Source organism: Streptomyces krungchingensis (assembly GCF_054729265.1).
Genome location: NZ_JBPUKY010000001.1, coordinates 1,516,850 through 1,534,539 on the forward strand (window position 1 = coordinate 1,516,850; position 17,690 = coordinate 1,534,539).

The 17,690-nt window shown below is 69.8% G+C and carries 12 protein-coding genes and 1 CRISPR repeat array; of the genes, 4 read left to right on the forward strand and 8 right to left on the reverse strand.

Annotated elements, in window-relative coordinates; all coding sequences use genetic code 11:
- Positions 1–30 precede the first annotated feature (30 nt).
- The 8 genes from cas6e to istA form a co-directional block, all read right to left on the reverse strand.
- Positions 31–681, reverse strand: coding sequence for a type I-E CRISPR-associated protein Cas6/Cse3/CasE (gene cas6e, locus ACSYGO_RS06935; protein WP_460386134.1), 651 nt, complete (start codon positions 679–681; stop codon positions 31–33).
- Complete coding sequence (cas5e, locus tag ACSYGO_RS06940) at positions 678–1,457, reverse strand: type I-E CRISPR-associated protein Cas5/CasD (protein ID WP_460386136.1); 780 nt, start codon at positions 1,455–1,457, stop codon at positions 678–680. Before cas5e ends, cas6e begins: the two co-directional genes overlap by 4 nt.
- Positions 1,454–2,581, reverse strand: coding sequence for a type I-E CRISPR-associated protein Cas7/Cse4/CasC (gene cas7e, locus ACSYGO_RS06945; RefSeq protein WP_460386137.1), 1,128 nt, complete (start codon positions 2,579–2,581; stop codon positions 1,454–1,456). Before cas7e ends, cas5e begins: the two co-directional genes overlap by 4 nt.
- The gene (casB, locus tag ACSYGO_RS06950) at positions 2,578–3,222 is read right to left on the reverse strand and encodes a type I-E CRISPR-associated protein Cse2/CasB (protein WP_460386138.1); all 645 of its coding nucleotides are present in this window, start codon (positions 3,220–3,222) and stop codon (positions 2,578–2,580) included. The genes cas7e and casB overlap by 4 nt, the downstream gene beginning before the upstream one ends.
- Positions 3,223–3,308: 86 nt before the next feature.
- A complete protein-coding gene (gene casA / locus ACSYGO_RS06955; RefSeq protein WP_460386139.1) occupies positions 3,309–4,898 on the reverse strand; it encodes a type I-E CRISPR-associated protein Cse1/CasA in 1,590 nt (529 codons plus the stop codon).
- A 427-nt stretch (positions 4,899–5,325) separates the two neighbouring features.
- Positions 5,326–8,172, reverse strand: a complete 2,847-nt coding sequence (gene cas3, locus ACSYGO_RS06960; RefSeq protein WP_460386140.1) for a CRISPR-associated helicase Cas3' — start codon at positions 8,170–8,172, stop codon at positions 5,326–5,328.
- 176 nt (positions 8,173–8,348) lie between these two features.
- A CRISPR array of direct repeats spans positions 8,349–10,146; the repeat unit is 29 nt; unit sequence GTCCTCCCCGCCGACGCGGGGGTGATCCG.
- Positions 10,147–10,561: 415 nt separating this feature from the next.
- On the reverse strand, positions 10,562–11,371 hold the full coding sequence (istB, locus tag ACSYGO_RS06965; protein WP_460386141.1) for an IS21-like element helper ATPase IstB: 810 nt from the start codon (positions 11,369–11,371) through the stop codon (positions 10,562–10,564).
- A complete protein-coding gene (istA, locus tag ACSYGO_RS06970; protein ID WP_460386142.1) occupies positions 11,371–12,618 on the reverse strand; it encodes an IS21 family transposase in 1,248 nt (415 codons plus the stop codon). Before istA ends, istB begins: the two co-directional genes overlap by 1 nt.
- Positions 12,619–13,229: 611 nt before the next feature.
- Between istA and ACSYGO_RS06975 the strand changes: the two genes are divergently transcribed.
- The 4 genes from ACSYGO_RS06975 to ACSYGO_RS06990 are packed head-to-tail and all read left to right on the forward strand — an operon-like array spanning position 13,230 to position 17,690.
- Positions 13,230–14,159, forward strand: coding sequence for a conjugal transfer protein (locus ACSYGO_RS06975; protein WP_460386143.1), 930 nt, complete (start codon positions 13,230–13,232; stop codon positions 14,157–14,159).
- Positions 14,156–14,485 carry a hypothetical protein gene (locus ACSYGO_RS06980; RefSeq protein WP_460386144.1) on the forward strand — a complete coding sequence of 110 codons (330 nt, stop codon included), beginning with the start codon at positions 14,156–14,158 and terminating at the stop codon, positions 14,483–14,485. The genes ACSYGO_RS06975 and ACSYGO_RS06980 overlap by 4 nt, the downstream gene beginning before the upstream one ends.
- Positions 14,482–15,027 carry a hypothetical protein gene (locus tag ACSYGO_RS06985; RefSeq protein WP_460386145.1) on the forward strand — a complete coding sequence of 182 codons (546 nt, stop codon included), beginning with the start codon at positions 14,482–14,484 and terminating at the stop codon, positions 15,025–15,027. The genes ACSYGO_RS06980 and ACSYGO_RS06985 overlap by 4 nt, the downstream gene beginning before the upstream one ends.
- The gene (locus ACSYGO_RS06990; protein ID WP_460386146.1) at positions 15,024–17,690 is read left to right on the forward strand and encodes an ATP-binding protein; all 2,667 of its coding nucleotides are present in this window, start codon (positions 15,024–15,026) and stop codon (positions 17,688–17,690) included. Before ACSYGO_RS06985 ends, ACSYGO_RS06990 begins: the two co-directional genes overlap by 4 nt.

A 17,690-nucleotide genomic window follows, 5' to 3' on the forward strand; every position in this document is an offset into this window, starting at 1 on the left:
TGCGCGCGTCGCCGCCCCTGCCCGGTGCGCTCATGCTGCGGTGGCCGGGGCGAGGGAGAGCAGGCCCGCGCCGTAGGGCTTTGCACGGCCGATGCCGGTCAGGATCGCGTCGGTGAGAGCGTCGGGATCGGTGACGGTGGCGGTGCCGTCGTAGCGCAGCAGACTGTGCCGCATGGATGACGCCTGCGTGCCGCGCGGTCGTACGGGGTCGAGGTTGGTGGGTGTCAGGAGGTGTAGTTGCAGGCCGGCGTCTGCGGCGCGGCGCAGCCACCATTGGTCGGCGTCCGCACCGGAGAGGGCGATGACCTTGCCGCGTCTGTTCTTCTCCTCAAGTGGGAGGCGTTCTCGCTTGGCGGGGTTGAGGACGATGCGGTAGCGGACGGCGAGTCCTTTGCGCAGGGCGGAGAACATGGGTGCGAGGCTTTTGACTTCGGCGTTGCCGTAGCCGGCGGGCAGGCGTGTCGGGTCGAGGTGGTTGCCCTGGACGAGGAGTGTGGTGGAGGTGTCGCTCTCCTCCAGCCGGTAGAGGAGTCCGGTCTGGTGGCGTGGTGATTCTCCGAGTCCGTCAGGTGCGGTGCGCATCACGGTGCGGTGCATCTGGGTGGCGTCGCGCAGGTCGCGTTGGACGTCGCGGCTGTGTGGGTTGAGGCGGATGCGGGCGATCACCGGGTGGTCGTTCATGCGCGTTCCTTGGCCTGGGCGTAATCGATGAGTCTCTGCAGCAGTTGCGGCTGGGGTCCGGTGAGGGCTGCGGGTAGTTGTTCGACGGTGCGGTACAGGCGGCGTACGCCGTGGCTGCGTCCGTGTGGGGCGAAGCTGACCGGCATGTCGTTGACGTCGATGGTGTCGGCGGCCGGTGAGGCGGCGTCGGCGGGCGGCTGCTCGCGCAGGAATTCGACGGGGACCGTGTCGTGCGTTTCCTCGCCGTGATGTTGGGGGGTGCTGCGGCTGAGGGGGACGCGGGTGAGGAGTTCGTCTTCGGGGTCGTCGACGTGGCTGCGTAGGACGAACGGTTCGTCCGGTACGCAGGATCGTCGGCCCAGGTAGGGGGCCCAGTGCGGGCGGCGCAGTGCGCGGGCAAGGCGGGTGAGGTTCTGGTCGGGTCCGCTGACGGCGACGACGAAGACGGCGTCGGACAGGTAGTGGCGCCTGGTGATCACTGCGGCGCCTTTGTTGCTGCCTGCGCTAGTCGCGGCGGTGCGTGCCTTGGGCTGGCCGCCGCCGACGGTGTGGTAGTCGGTGAGGCGCAGGCCGGGGCGGTCGACGCGCACGGTGATCTGCAGGGCGTGGTAGTCGTCGATGCGGCTGTCGCCGCGGCCGATGCCTTCGGCTGCGGCGAACAGGCCGGTTAGTGCGGAGCGGGTGGGAAACGGCGCGGTGTCGCGGACGGGGGTGAACGCGGAGCGCTCGCCCCAGGACTGCAGGGGGCCGGCCAGCCGCAGGAGGAGTCCGCTCACTGCTGGGCTCCGGACTGCGGCAGAGCAGCTTCGAGGGCGGCTTCGATCAGCTGGTCGTAGGAGTCGGTTTCGGTGCCCAGGCCGGTCAGGTGCTCGTCGGGGGCGATGGTGGCGTGGCCGTGGAAGCGCCTGCTGCGGTCGCCGGTGAGCCGGTTGATGCTGTGTGCATAGGTGGCGAGTTGGGTGCGGGAGTTCTTGGAGAACCCTCCCCGGGTGTCGGCGGTGACCGGGGTCTCGAAGGCGGCGGCCAGGGACAGTGGGCGGTGTTCGCGGACGGCGAGGTAGGCCAGGTCGGGCAGGGTGTGCGGGGCGGTGCTGTTGCGCTTGGCCTGGGGCAGGGAGAGGAGGAAGTGCTCGGCGAACGAACCCAGCACGGTGCGGGCCGCCTTCGTGTCGCCTTCCAGGTTTTTGACCAGGTCGGCGACGTTGACGGTGGCGTAGCGGTAGAAGACGCCCGCGCTGAACTCGGCCGTGTCGAGGTGGCCGCTTCCCGTTTCGGCTTCGCCCAGCCAGTCGTCGACGGCGGTGAAGTAGTCGCGCTGCGGCTCGGCGGTGTGGGTGGTGAAGGCGTGCGCGACCTGGGCGGCGCCGTCGACGTTGGCGTTGGGCAGCTCGGCCAGCATGCGGCCGAGCAGGCTGATGGACGCGGTGCGCCGTTTGAGGATCTCCTCGATCTGGGCCGGCGGCAGCAGTTGTCCAGGGTTCTTCTTGCCCTGGCCGCTCTGCAGGGCTTCTCGGTGTTCGGCGCACACGGCGGCCAGTTCGTCGATGGCCGCCTCGGGCAGGAACAGCAGGACGGAGGTGTGGCCTTCCTTCTCGGTGCCGATGCCCTTCTTCCCGGCGCTGGCGGCGACCTGTGCCCCGGCGAACGCCGCCAGCTCGGCCGGCCATCCGGCCCGCTCGAGTGCCTGCTTGAGCTTGACGGGCACCATGCGGGTACGAGCGGCCTTCTCGCCGAGGTCCTGTTCGACACCGTGACGGATGACCCGCTTCCAGGACTGGCTGGAGACGCGGATGCGCGCGGTGTTGCCGTAGCGCACCTGCTTGGGGGAACCGAGATCGTCCCGGTTGAGGTTCGCGGCCGGCACCGACTGCAGGGCGCTGAAGTCCAGGTAGAGGCTCATGAGTTGTTCTCCTCGCTCGGGGCAGGGGTCTCGGGGGGCAGGTCGTGGTCGGCTGCCTGTGGGGCGCTGGTGATGCGGAAGTAGCTTTCGAGCCATCGGGTGGCGATCTGGTCCCGGGCCCGGTTCCACCAGGCCAGGTCCTCCAGAAGGACGGCCCAGTCCACGTCGATGCCGTCCCGCAGGAGTTGCCGGGTCAGGGCGGGCAGGCCCGGGTGGATGGCGTCGGTGCTCTGCCGGGACATCAGATGCAGGGCGCTCTCCGCGGTGGCCGGCTTGAGCACCTTCTTGTTGACGGCCTGGCCCAGTGCCGCACCGAGGTTCGCGCGCTGGTACCAGTGGGTGGCTTCGTCTTCCGTGGTCGGCCGCATCGTCGGGGCGTCGCGGGCCGTGCGCGGGCGGGCGGCGATGAGCGCGGCCACCGCGTAGTGGGCTCGCTTGGCATCGGGGTGCACGCGCTCGGGCATCCACGGCACGAGATAGCGGTGCAGGTAGTTGCACCGTTCGACGGGCAGGCCGAGGCCTTTGCGCAGTGCGGCGCGGGTTCCCTTCGACTCGCACAGTTCGTGCACGTACGCCACGAAGCGGTCGGAGGGGCGGGTGGGTTTCTTCGGCGCCTGGGGCGCCGGAGCAGGAAGGGTCATGGCACATCCCTGGGAAGGCGAAAAGAAGGGGGAACCGGCAGCATCGGGGCTGATCGCGGCAGACAGACCGTGCGGGCCGGCCGGGGTCAGGCTGTCGGGGAGGTGGTCAGAAGGCCGGAGAGGATCGCCCGGGCGCGGCTGCGGGCGCGTGCCACCCGCAGGTCGGCGCGGTTGACCGGGCCGATCGCCTCGTCCAACGCGGCCAGGGCCGCCTCGACGAACGGCCGCTCGAGCGGCGCGGCGGCCTGCTTGGGCGTGGCCAGCCGCCAGAACTCCTGCTCGGCGGACGGCCAGTAGCGTGCCAGGGCCGCCGACGCCCACGGCCCGGGCTTGCGGTGATCGATGCGGATCTTCGCCTGGGCGGAGGTGTCCGCGTTCCCGTCCGTGGAGATCCGCCAGGCGACCTTCGCGGCAAAGTCGAGCCGGGAACCGGCATCCTCGGCAGCACGGTGGCAGCGGCTGACATGGTGAGCCATCTGCGGATCGGTCTCCTCCTGCCACTGCAGGACGGGAGGGGTCGTGGACTGGAACCAGACACTGTCCTTCTGCTGGCCGTCCTGCTCGAACCCGTACGCCCGCACCCGCAGAACAGGCAGCAACCGTTTCGGGAGGTCCTCCAGGCACAAAGGACGCTGCACGTCCTGCTTGCTGTCCTTCAGCAGCAGGGAATCGATGTCCCGCCACAACGCCCGTGACCCGTCCGCCTCCCGCGGCTGGAACGCCCCGTCCTTGCGGCGGTCGAGGATCTGATACGGATCGCGGACCGGGGGTGCTGTCTCATGCGTCGACCAGGTGATGTAGGCGTCCGTCACCGACCGTCGGTCGGCGGACGGTGTCAGCAGCACGGCGTGACGGAAGCGGCCGGTGAGCAGGCGGCCCGGCCAGGTCATGGCAGCAAGCGGCTCCAGCGGGGCGTTCAGTTCCTCCTCCCAGGGACAGGCGTCCTCCGCCTCCCAGTCCGCCTCGGCCTGCGGGGCGGGAACGGCGAGGACCAGGCTCGTGAACAGATCCGGTGCCCAGGCGAAGTACGAGAGGGACTTGCGCAGCGGTGCCGAATCACCGCTGCCGGTGCGCCGCTCGGTGATCCGCCTGGGTGTGCACTGTCCCGAGGGCCCGAAGTACAACTGCGCCAGCAGGTGCCAGACCGCCTCCGCAGCCGGCACCGCGACCGGCGCCGTGTCCGTGAAATGCCCGAACAGCACTGCCCCGTTGACACCCGTGGGCCGGCCCAGGACCAGTTTGTTCACCCCGGACGGATTCGGCGTTCCCTTCGCATCCACGCACTCCGTGCGGAGCCTGGGATCCTGCAGAAAGGGCCGGTGCGTGTCGAACAGATCGAAACGGCCTGCCGGGACCTTCGTGTCGAGGTAGGCATCCACCGCATCCGGATCGAAGCGGCCCTGGCTCAGCACCCGCCGCCGCAGCGCACGCCAGTCGTCGATGTCCTGGGCGACGCCCGCATCGTCCAGGCACACGCCTCCGGCTTGAGCGATCCTCGCGGTGATCGCGGCCAGGACACGTAACAGGCCTGCCGCCGCGGGCGGCACCACCAACTCCAGATCCGCGATCTCATGCGCCTGCTTGAACAACCCCCGGAACCCCAACCGCACCGACGCCCCGGTCAGTAACCGCACAGGAATCCACGGCTCATCCCGCAGGTCGAACCCCCCACTCACAAACAGCCCCCTCCTCCAAAAGCGCAACGGCTCAACGCGGCAGTCGGCACGACTCCAACCGTCGGCCGACTCGCTCCTGGCATCGTGGCACCACCCACTGACAACGCCCCCTGGAGCGACGGAGCGGGACCAGTAGAGCAACGAGAGAAGCAGCCTGCACAAGTTCCGGGAAGGTGGAAGGGCAGGGGACACCTGTGGGGTATAAGAAAGGGATATGCGCGACGTGCGCCAGCGGGAGCGCCAACCAACTTTGTTTCATCGGCGCGGCGTTGGCCGCACGACACCGCACCGCCAGGCCCCCGCCCGGCCGTCCAGGAAGCGCTGTTCCTCACCCTGTGTGGGGGTGTTCCCGTGGATGGGCACGGGCCACTCTGCTCGGAGAGCCTCTCCCCGCCGACGCGGGGGTGAGGAGCAGGGCCCGCTCACATCAACGCCGGACCAGGCCCAGGTCCGCGTCCAGGTGCAGCAACCGGCCGCCGACAGCGACAGGGCGGACCACTCCCCCGGTGACCGGCTGGTACAGGACGCGCACGTCGCTCAGCATCGGATGCTCCACCCACGACTGCGGCGAGTTGAACAGAGCCGTGTCCTCAACGGGAAGCCAGCCCCCTCGCACCGCAATGGTGCGCCGCATCACCGCCCGCACCAGGGCAGCCGCAACTCGATGTCCCGTCGGCGGGTCGGGGACGGGCTCGTCACCGGCCACGTCGAGAGTCTTTCGCCCGTCCTCCTGAACGTAGGCGCACAACAGGCGCACCGAGTCCGCCCCCAGCCGTGTGGCGACCTCCCACTCGTCCTCGTTGCCCGGCAGGCTGTGCAGGTTGTGCAGTCCCGCCACGCTCCTGGCGCGGGGAACAGCGATCAGGCCGGCCTGGCCCCGCTCCGCGAGGTCCTTTCCCCGGTGGGCGTTCCACGCCGCCTTCTGCCGGCCGCCCGGGGTGTCCCAGTCGAACGAGTCCGCGCCGGTGCCATGCACCGACTCGACCAGGTCCTGAACATCATCCGGAATGGAGATCACACCGTCGGCGAGCCCGGCCAGCTTCGCCGACGTCGCGCGCAGCAGGAACTCGGCGTACACCTCACCCCAATGCCTCGGCACTCCAGCACCGCCTGTGAGCGGGTCGAGGACGACCAGACGCGGTGCACACGCCCAATTGGGGCGGGCACGACCGTCCGGACGGCCATGCCGCGCCCACCAGCTCTCGTGCCGCCAGCACCGTCCGGCCCGCTGCAGCAACAGGGCCAAAGGAGCCAGGTCGCTGATCACCATGTCGGCATCCAGATCGAGTGACTGTTCGACGACCTGTGTCGCCACCACGATCCGGCGCACCGGACGCGGCCCCGAACGCCCCAGCCCGTCCGTGACACCCCGTGTCCGCGACTCCCGGGCATCTCCGGGATAGCGGGCGTGCAACAACTGCACGATCCCGCCCTGCTCATGGGAACGGTCGTCGAACCGTTCCCGCAGCCGTTGATACGTCTGCTGGGCGTCGCCGACCGTGTTGCAGACAACCAGCACGCTGCCGCCCTCCCCCACAGCCACCGGTTCCACCAGCCGCTCGATGACCGCGAGCCGCTCACGCACCCCGCCCGCGCCGTGGACGACCGGCTCCGCACACACCTCCAGGGCCATCCGGCGCTCACCGGCCTGCTCCTGCCGCCGCTCAGGAGACATCTGCGTACCGTGCCCGCCGGCACCGTCCACATAGGCCCAGCCCGGATACGGGGCGGGAAACGACCGCTTCTTCAGCACCCGCTGATCGTGCCCAGCCCCCTGCAGGTACTCCTTGACCAACCGGTCACTGACCGACGCCGGCAAGGTCGCCGACAACAGGACGACCGGAACACCGAACGCCCCCAGCCAGTTCAGCAACCGCCCCAACAACACCTGCATGTAAGGGTCGTAGGCATGCGCCTCATCCACGATGAACGTCTTGCCCGTCAGCGCCAGCAGCCGCAGCATGTTGTGCCGCACCGGCAGCACCGCCATCAGCGCCTGGTCCACCGTGCCCACCGCGAACTGCGACAGCAGCGGACGCTTGGGGCCGCGCAACCACTGCCGTGGCCGCATGTCCGCCACCGCACGTTCCCTCGCCGGCTGCCCCTCCTCCCCGTCACAGGTCACCACACCCTGCCCCGCGGTCAAGGACTCATCCGAGTAGGCGCTGTTGAGCCAGGCCATGCTGTGCACCAGAGTCAGCCCCGCACCCCGACCGGACTGCCTCAGCAACGCCTGGGCAACCCTGTCGTGCATCTGGTCACTCGTCGCCATCGTCGGCAGCAGGAACACAAACCCCCGTGTGCCGAAATGGGCCGACAGCACCCGCTCGGCCTCCAGAGCGGTCTCGCTCTTCCCGTCCCCCGGAGCAGCCGTTACCAGGAGAATCCCGCCCTTCCCTCCACCCCTTACGGCGTCCGGCAACTCGTCCATGACCGACTGCTGCAGAGGATTCGGCTCCCCCTTGATCCCGTACGCCTCAGCAAAACCCGTGCGCTGCAACGGCACGGGCACCAGACCGGCATCGGCCAGCAGGCCGACGGCATCCGCCCCCGACTGGGCGAAGTGCGCCTCGAGCGACGGCTCCAGCGTCTTCTGCTGGCGCCGCAGATAGTCCTCCTGGCTGACCAGCCAGTCAGCCAGAACAACGACTCCGGTCGCCAAGACAGCCGGCGCCGCCTTGAACGACTCCGGCGCCACGGGAGAACCCAGCAGGTCGAAGACCACCGACGCATGCGCAGCACGCTGCCGTGCCCAGGCCTGTCCTCCCAGGAACGGCGAACCGCTCCCGCCCTCGTTGCGGTGGTACCGGCCATGGTGACCACCGATGATCTCCGCAACCCTCTCCGCAGCCACCGTCTCGCCGTCGTCGTCAAACCCCAGCACCGCCAGCACGTCCGCAGCCACCCGCATCCCGGCCACGTCATGCCCCAACCACTCACCACCCATCTGCGCACGGTCCGCGCTCAGCAGCGCCCCAAGATTTTCGGCCCCGTACCGGGAACAGAACTGAAACCCCGACAGCTTGCCGATGTCGTGCAGCCCGGCGCACAAGCCGACCACCCCACGCGCCTTCTCCAGCTCGCCTGCGAACCCCATCCCCTCGGCGATACTGCGCCGCTGGTTGTCCGACAGGTACGCATCCCACAGATGCAGCGCCATCGCGGCTGTGTCCAGAAGATGCCTGACCAACGGGTACGGAGGCAGTTCCGGATCCAGACCCCGCGACTTCCCCCAGACCGACTCGTCCGGCCCCTCATCCATCACTCTTGACATCCCCAACCCCCCTGCACGCTCATCCGGTTGCGCAGATCCAAACACAGACCACCGACACCAGAAACGGACCGCGAAGGCAGCTAGAGTGCCGACATGCACCACACACCCCGCCATACCCAGGCCACAGCATCAGCAAAGGGACGGCAAAGCCACTCCTAATACGCTGGTCAGGAAGTGTCCTCCCCGCCGACGCGGGGGTGATCCGGTGACCTTGACGTCTCCGTTGTCGGCGGCGCTGTCCTCCCCGCCGACGCGGGGGTGATCCGTCCGCCACGTCCGGCGGGCCTTACGGCAATCAGTCCTCCCCGCCGACGCGGGGGTGATCCGCAGAAACTTCAGGGGATCCTCGGGCAGCGCACGTCCTCCCCGCCGACGCGGGGGTGATCCGTCGTCGGAGAACGAGAAGCCGCCCCACTTGACGTCCTCCCCGCCGACGCGGGGGTGATCCGATCCGGGGTTGGACGGTGTGGCCGCAGCACGTGTCCTCCCCGCCGACGCGGGGGTGATCCGCTGCCCGCCGAGGTGCAGGAGCAGGCCCGCAAGTCCTCCCCGCCGACGCGGGGGTGATCCGCAGCTCGACCAGACCGGCCTCAAGGCCATGGAGTCCTCCCCGCCGACGCGGGGGTGATCCGCACGACGGCGGCATCTTCACCTGCCCGGTCATGTCCTCCCCGCCGACGCGGGGGTGATCCGTCGACGTTGATGTCACCGGCCGTGGGGGCGTCGTCCTCCCCGCCGACGCGGGGGTGATCCGGTACACCTCTTCGGGCCACGGGTGCTGGGCTTGTCCTCCCCGCCGACGCGGGGGTGATCCAGGATGCGGTAACCGAGACATCGCGGAGGCTACGTCCTCCCCGCCGACGCGGGGGTGATCCGGCCATCGAGCTGAAGAACCGGGGCCTGAGCTGGTCCTCCCCGCCGACGCGGGGGTGATCCGTTCGGCTACGCCGTTAGACAAGAAGGTGCGGGGTCCTCCCCGCCGACGCGGGGGTGATCCGTCGAGGCTCGTGGTTTCCTAGTACCCGACAAGTCCTCCCCGCCGACGCGGGGGTGATCCGTGGAGCAGAGCCGGACGGGAGATCCACGAACGGTCCTCCCCGCCGACGCGGGGGTGATCCGGAAATCGTGGTGGACGGCTGGACGCCCACCGAGTCCTCCCCGCCGACGCGGGGGTGATCCGGCGCTCGGCATCAAGTCGCCGAGCACGCTGATGTCCTCCCCGCCGACGCGGGGGTGATCCGCGGTCCTCACGCCCAGCCAGTGGCAGACCATGGTCCTCCCCGCCGACGCGGGGGTGATCCGACGCCGGTCTACATGTGGAACATGGCCGGGTAGTCCTCCCCGCCGACGCGGGGGTGATCCGCGCTCCGGGTCCAGGGTGTGCGCGTTGTTGGTGTCCTCCCCGCCGACGCGGGGGTGATCCGGTCGTGTAGGTCTTGTCCTCGCCGTCGGACGTGTCCTCCCCGCCGACGCGGGGGTGATCCGGCCATCAGGACACGCCCCCTTGGCCCATGACGGTCCTCCCCGCCGACGCGGGGGTGATCCGTTCCGTGGCTATGACCACTGGACTGTCACCCGGTCCTCCCCGCCGACGCGGGGGTGATCCGCCGAGGAGGGCAACGAGGCCCATGCCAAGGAAGTCCTCCCCGCCGTCGCGGGGGTGATTCGGTGCCGGTGGTCACGGCGCGGAGGTACCGCTCGTCCTCCCCGCCGTCGCGGGGGTGATCCGCCGGCCTTGAGCACGTCCGCGGTCTTGCGTCCGTCCTCCCCGCCGTCGCGGGGGTGATCCGCACACCGAGCCGTCGGGGCAAGTGGTGCCGGCGTCCTCCACGCCGACGCGGGGATGATCCGTTCGCCAACACCGCCATGCACGGCGTGGTGATGTCCTCCCCGCCGACGCGGGGGTGATCCGACCGGACCCAGGTCACGAGCCACGCAGCGCTCGTCCTACCCGCCGACGCGGGGATGATCCGCGGGACGCAGGGCGCCTCATGGACGAGTAGAGGTCCTCCCCGCCGACGCGTGGGGATCCGCCCAACTCCGCCTTCCCGAGGGGGTGGTGGCGGGTCCCCGCCGATGCGGGGGTGAGTCGAAGCTGGAGACCGCATCCCAGTTCTTGACCAGGTAGTTCTCCCCGCCGACGCGGGGGTGATCCGCGTTGATCGGTCGCGCGGTGCTGTATCTGATCGTTCTCCCCGCCGACGCGGGGGTGATCCGCCGGTCTTCACGGCCGTCTGGGGTGGCCTGCAGTTCTCCCCGCCGACGCGGGGGTGATCCGCCGGCGCCGCCCACCCGCCACCACGTCGGCTTGTCCTCTGTCGGTGAACTTCGAAAGCTGACCCGGTGCTCGACTCCGAAGATGGACCCCCGGTCGGTCAGTTGATGTTGTTCATTCCCCTGCGTTGGCGGGTGGAATCCGGCCGAGGTCGCGGCCGCGCATGCGGTAGCTGTCGCCCTTGAGGGAGATGACTTCCGCGTGGTGGACGAGGCGGTCGATCATCGCGGCGGCGACGGTGTCGTCGCCGAAGACCTCGCCCCAGCGTCCGAAGGGCTTGTTGCTGGTCACGATCACGGAGGCATGTTCGTAGCGGCCCGAGATGAACTGGAAGAACAGGTTCGCGGCCTCGGGTTCGAAGGGGATGTAGCCGACCTCGTCGACCACGATCAGCGGGATCCGGCTGAGCCGTGTGAGTTCGTCACCCAGGCGACCGGCTTGGTGGGCCTCGGCGAGGCGGGTGACCCACTGGGCGGCGGTGGCGAACGCGACCCGGTGGCCGGCCTGGCAGGCCCGAATGCCCAGGCCGGTGGCCAAATGGGTCTTCCCGGTCCCGGGCGGCCCCAGGAAGATGACGTTCTCCTTGCCCGCGACGAAGTCGAGGGTTCCCAGGTGGGAGAGGGTCTCCCGTTTGATCGACCGCTGGTGGTCGAAGTCGAAGTCCTCGATCGACTTCCGCGAGGGGAAACGGGCGGCCCGGATCCGGCCCTCGGCGCCGTGACTGTCCCGGGCGGCGACCTCCCGCTGCAGGCAGGCGGCCAGATACTCCTCGTGGCTCCACTCCTCCGCGCGGGCCCGCTCGGCCAGCCGGCCGGCCGCATCCCGCAGCGCCGGAGCCTTCAACGCCTTGGTCAGATAGATCAGTTCGGAGGCGACGTCGCGGCCACTGCCGGCCACCTTGCCGGTCTTGCTCGTCGGGGCCATCACGCGACTCCCTCACCGTTGCTGAGACCGCCGTCGATGACGCCGAAGATGCGGTCGTAGGTCTCCAACGGCCGCTGTTCGAACTCGAGTTCGTCCGGTGGCACGAACCTCTGCCGGGCTGCCGTCCGGCTGGCCGCCGCGGCAGCCGCGTGGGCCGGGTCGGTCAGCGACTGGTGGCGGGCCCAGCAGCGGGCATGCCGGGCCACCTCCATGCCCTCGCAGAAGGCGAGAACCTGGTCCAGGTCGGCCTTGACCTCGATGCGGCGGCCGATGGCGAGCGGGTGGATGGAGTAGTCGTTGGTGTCCAGGCGGACGTAGTGGTCGCGCGGAAGTCGCAGGCTGGAGCGCCACCAGCCGGGGGGATCGACAGGCGGGATGGGCAGCATGCGGGCGGTGTCGGCGTCGATCCGGTCTGCCGGGCGGGCCTGCAGGGTGCGGTGGATGCGCCGGTTGGCCTTGGCCAGCCAGTCGGCCAGCTGAATGTTGAAATCGGTGGGCGAGGCGAACACCCGGCCGGGCAGGAACGAGGTCTCCAGATAGCCGTTGGCCCGCTCGACCAGGCCCTTTGCCTCCGGGTCGCCGGGGCGGCACTGGATGATCCGGATGCCCAGCAGACCGGCGAACGCCGCGAAGTCCTCGGTGAGTTGGGGCCGTCCACCCCGCCAGGATCCGACGGCGCCCTCGTTGTCCCAGACCAGAGCCCTGGGCACTGCCCCGAGCCCGGTCAGTAGCCGCCAGTGCCCGGCGATCAGGTCGGCCGCCGACCGGGTGGGCAGCATCCTTGCCATGATCCAGCGCGAGTAGCCCGCCACGATCACCAGCACCGGCGGGCTCGCCGTCTGCCCGAAGCCGAGCGGGATCTCCGCAGGTGGGAACCACAAGTCGCACTGGGCGAGTTCACCCGGCTCATAACCAGTGCGCGAGACCGGATCCGCGGCCCGATAGACCGGTCGCAGCTCACGCACCCGCCGCCGGACGACGGCATAGGAACGGCTCCAGCCGATCCGTTCCGCGATCACCGTCGCGGGCATCTCCGGGAACCGCTGCAGCAGCTCTCTGATCTGCGGCTCGACCGCGTCCACGATCGACCCCCTCGGCTCCCGCTGATACTTCGGCGCCGCCTCGCTGTTCAAGGCCCGCCGCACCGTGTTCCGTGAGATGCCCAGATGCCTCGCGATCGCCCGGATCGGCATCTGCTCAGCCCGGTGCAACCGGCGGATCTCCGCCCAGTCCTCCACGTCGATCACCCATCCTCCCGGCCTGACTCAACGAGCCAGACCCTGGAACGGGGTCAATTCTCAAAGTCGGAGACTGGTCCACTTTTCGAAGACCACCGACAGTCCTCCCCGCCGACGCGGGGGTGCTCCGCAGGCCGCCATCACCGCCCACCAACTGATGGCGCGTTCCCCGCCAACGCGGGGTGATCCGGCCAGCACGACCACGACCGTGGCCGAGGCGACGTATTGGCTGCCAGCTGCCATGGTCGGGCGTGTGGTCGGGCCGACCACAGGTGCGCAGGGTGCAACGCGTCGCATTACGCAGACCGATTGCGCACGGCACGAGGGAGTGCGCAACTGGTACGCACCGTGGAGTCTCCGATGCGCAGTGTCTCCGACACCTTTGCGCAGTACGCCGCGGCACTGCGATCTTCCGCCGTTGGAATCCATCAGCGCTTGTTGAGCACTGCCCAGCAGTCTTTCTCGAGCAACGCCGCCCGTGGTCGGGTCTGTGGTCGGGCCGACCACGTGGTTTGTGTCCTCATCGTGACCGTGGTCGGGGTCTGGTGGTCGGTGGTCCGGTCGGGGTCAGTGGGTTTGCTCTAGGTCATCGACAGTCTTTCTGACCTGGGAGTTTGAGCATGTCTCCTGACCATCTGGCATCCGAGAGCACGGTGTCCGGCCCTGTGGCCGTGGGTATCGCGCTGGAGAGGATGCGGCGCCGCGTGCGGCTTTCGCGGCTTGCAGTCATGACCGCGATCGCGGCCGGCCCGATTGCCCTGTGCATCGCCGTCACGTCTGCTCCGACCACGGTCCAGGCCGCCGCTCCGAAGCCGGCCCCAGTGCGCACTGCTGCGCAGCACGCCGACCCGGCCGGGTATGCGCAACTGTTCCTCGGTGCTTGGTTGCGCAGCAGCGCGAAGGACGCCACGAGTGCGCAGGCGCGGCTTGCGCAGTCGATGGCGCCCGATGTCGAGCTGCCTGACCTCGCCGAGGGTGCGCAATCGCCTCCGGAATCTGTGACCGCGGTGCGCAGTGTTCAGCGCAAGGGGGGTGCGTGGTCGGTCACGGTGGCTGCGCAGTACGCCGATGGCCGACTGCGCACCTACGTCGTGCCCGTGGCGGTCGGCCGGTCCGGCGGCTCGTTCACAGTGACCGGCGCCCCCGGTGTGGTGGCTGGGCCGGGGCGCGCTGATGTGCCGGCGTCGCCGTACCGGGTGATCGTCCCTGAGGGGGAGCTGTCGTCCGCGGTGGGCGAGTTCCTGTCCGCATACCTGACCGGGGCGGGAGAGGTGAACCGCTATCTCGCGCCCGGCGTGACGCTGCCAGCGGTGACACCCGCACCCTATGCGAGGGCGACGGTGCAGCAGGTGCAGGCGGTCGAGGAGGAAGCAGCCGCTGACACGGTGGCTGCCGACGGTATGGCGGTGCATGTCCTCGCCCAGGTCGAGGCCCGCGACGAGGACGGCCGGTGGCCGCTGGCCTACGAGCTCACGCTCACCGCCCGGTCGGGCCGGTGGGAGGTCACTGCAGTGGAGTCCGGGACTGTCCAGGACGGGGGCCAGTCATGACACCGGTCCACGATCTGATGCTCGCCGGGCAGCTCAACGACCTCGGTGACAGTTGGATCACCATGTTCAAGGAGTGGGCGGACAAGGGCCTGCAGGCCGGGCTGGTCTGCATCGTGGTCGTCGTCATGATCCAGCGGTTCAGTATCAAGGCCGGCATCGCCGCCTTGCTGGCCCTGGTGGTCGCCCTGGGCCTGTACAACTCCCGCAACGACCTCGCGAAGATCTTCGAGGACGAGGTGAACAACCCGTACCAGGGCGCACCGTCCATACCGGGTCCCGGGCAGACACATGGTGGGCGGGCCGCAGGCACGGAGGCTCGGCTGTGAGCGCCGGCGCGGCTACCGGACGGTCGGGCCGCTTCTACACCTCCGCCCGTCGCCACCCGTGGGTGCTGGGCAAGGTAGCCGACTGGAGGATCCCTCTCGGGCCGTACACGCCCGCGCAGATCGCGGTCGCGGTCGGCGGCGGCTTCGTCCTGTTCAAAACGATCGCGGTGTGGTCGTGGATGGGTCCAGTGCCGGTCGTGGCGTGGATGCTGGCGATCTGGGCGGTGCGCCGCCCGACGGTCCGCGGCCGCGCACCGATGCAGGCGGCACTGGGGTGGCTGCTTCTGGCGTGGCAGCCGTCCGGCGGCCGGCTCGGCGGCCGCGCTGTCCGGGACCGAGCTGCCCGCCCTTTCCTCGGCGGCTTCACCATCGAGGAAGCACCCGCACCCCGTGCTGCGCGCACGCCTTCGCCCTGCACGCGGCGGCAGTCCGCCCGGCCTCGCCGTGCAACAGCACCGTCCCTTCCTGCTCCACCCGCCGGACCGGCCTCTGGGGTGCAGCAGCTGCTCGCGCTCGCCGAACAGGCTGGGGGTGCGCGGTGAGAGTGCCGATCCGTCACATCGCCGGGCACCTGGTCTGGTCAACGCAGGGCAGCGTGTGGGCCGTCTACCGGTTGCACCCGGGGCCCGATGGCCAGGGCCATCGTGAGGAGAGCGTCCAGGGCACCTACGTGTCGGGCGCGGTCCGTGACGAACAGCTGTCGAAGATCACGCATATGGTGCGCTCGCTGTCCGGAGCGCCGCGCCTGTTCGGGCTGTGCGCCCAGGTCGATGCGGGCGAGGTCGCCTTGCGGATGATCGAGGGCATCGAACCCGCCGACACCATGGGGGGCGAGGGCCCGCACCCGTGGGTGGAGAACGTCGAAGCCGCCCTGGCTCTGCTGGACGAGCAGGAAATGCACCGCCGCACTCTGTGGCTGGCCGTGCCGATCATCTCCGAGACGGCCGGCCTGCGCGTGGCGGCGTCGGTGGGGTCGGTGTGGGCGGAGCTCTCTCCGGCGCTGGGGGTACGGCCCGCCCCGGTGGGGCGGCGTGAGGTGAACGCTTACCAGGAGCAGGCCTTGCGGGTGGAGGCCGCGCTGGCCGGCGGCATCGCGTATCGCCCGGCCCGCCCCGCAGAGATCGTGTGGATGCTTCAGCACGCCGTGCATCGCGGTCTTAGTGAACCGCTGCTCACCGAGGCGGAGACCAGTTCGATGTACGGCGGTCAGGTCCGCAACGGGGTGCTGTGCTCGCCCAGCTACGCCGATCTGGGACAGGTGCGGCTGCAGGAGGGCGGCGTCGATCCGGCTGTCGACGGCGTCAGCGACCTGAATGGCATGGGGCAGGTCACCCGCTCGGGGCGTAGCGCCTGGTGGCGGCTGAACAGCGGATCCCCGCTGCGGCGGCGCTGGCTCCAGGTGGAGTCCGAGGCTGGCACCGGATACCAGGCGCAGTTGGCGCTGGCCGAATGCCCGCCCGCGGTCAGCCAGGAAGCGGCCGATCTGTTCGCACAGCTGGATCTTCTCGAATTTCCCGTCGACTACACCGTTGACCTCACCCTCGTTCCCGCGGAGAGAGCCCGCGACCAGGTGCGGCGCAAGAAGAGCGAACTCATCGACCAGGCCGACCAGTACGACGCACGTCCCACCGGCATGCCCGCCTCGCTCACGGAGGCCGCCCGGGACCTGGGCGAGCTGGACGCCCGCCTGTCGCGCACGTCGGTCGAGGTCGAGGTGCAGTCCGTGACTGTGCTCACTGTGTGGGGGCCGACCGCCTCCGTCTGCGACGCCCGGGCCCGCGCCCTGACGGCGCTGCTCGGCGGCGCCGATTACCGCGCTGTCCGTCCCGCCGGCCTGCAGGAGGTTCTCTTCGCTCTCGGGCTGCCCGGAACGGTGCGGCCAGGCGTGGTGCGGGAGTTCACCCAGCATCAGGTCAGCGAGGACTGGGCGCTGGGTGGCGCCTTGAGCGTCACGGAGGTCGGTGACCCGGGCGGCATGTTCCTCGGCATCGACCTGGATTCCGGCACCACCCGCCCCGTGATGATCAACGTGGCGGATGCGCCCAAGGTCGACGCGTCCGCGTCCATGGGCATCGTCGGGGATCTCGGCGCGGGCAAGAGTGTGATGCAGAAGCTGATCGCGGAGGCGGTGTGGGCGCGCGGCGGCTGCGCGATCTGCATCGACCGCACCCCCGTGCGTGAATGGGCGACCTTCGCGCGCAGTGCAGCCAAGGGCCGCGTCCAGATCATCGACGCCGCGCAAGCCGAGGTGTCCATCGATCCGCTGCGCATGTTCCAAGGCCCCGAGGGACGCCACTATGCGCTGTCCTATCTCACCCTGCAGCTCGGGGTCGGTGCGATGAGCACCAACGGGGAAGTCCTGCATCACGCTGTGGAGCAGGCGGCCGCGAGCGAGGCCCCCTCCATGCACCGTGTCTTGGAGGTCCTCGAGGAGATGACCGCGAGCGAGGCGGGAAGGCGGCAGGATGCGGCCGCCACATTGGCCGGCCTCATCCGGGTGGTGGCCTCGAACTCGCTGGCGGCGATGGTGTTCGATCCTCAACTGCCGCCCGTGCGGCTCGATGCGTCCAGCGCCTCCGACATGATCGTCATCACGACGGCGGGGCTGACGCTCCCGCCGAAGGCAGCGTTCGAACAGCCCGAAGTGCTGCACCAGCAGCCGCTGGAGGCCCTGATCGGCCGCGCGGTGCTCTACCTGATCGCGGCGATTGCCCGGCAGACCGCGTTCGCGGACCCTGAGCGGTTCACCGCCGTGGTGCTGGACGAGTTGTACTGGCTGACCTCGTCGGCGGAGGGCACCGCCCTGGTCCATGAGATCCTCCACGACGGCCGCAAGCACGGCGCCGGCCTGCTTGCCGGCTCTCACGACGCGAAGGAGCTGGGCCCGGACCGCGGCCTGATGGCCTATCGCTGTCTCGCTCGCACCGCCGACTGCGAAAGTGCCCGCCGAGGCCTGGAGTTCGTCGGCCTCGACCCGGACGATGCGGGACTGCTGCGGCTGGTCACCACCGGGCTGTCGCCCGTCGGCCAGAAGGGGCGCGAGGGCGAGTTCCTGCTCACCTGCCCCCGACAGAACACGGGCCGGGTAAAGACGATCATTCCCCGCATCGAACGCATCACGGCGTCCATCACCACGACCCCTGGGCGACATGGCTCCGCACCGGCGACGGACACTACGGCGGGCGCGGGTCGGGGGCGGCGCTGA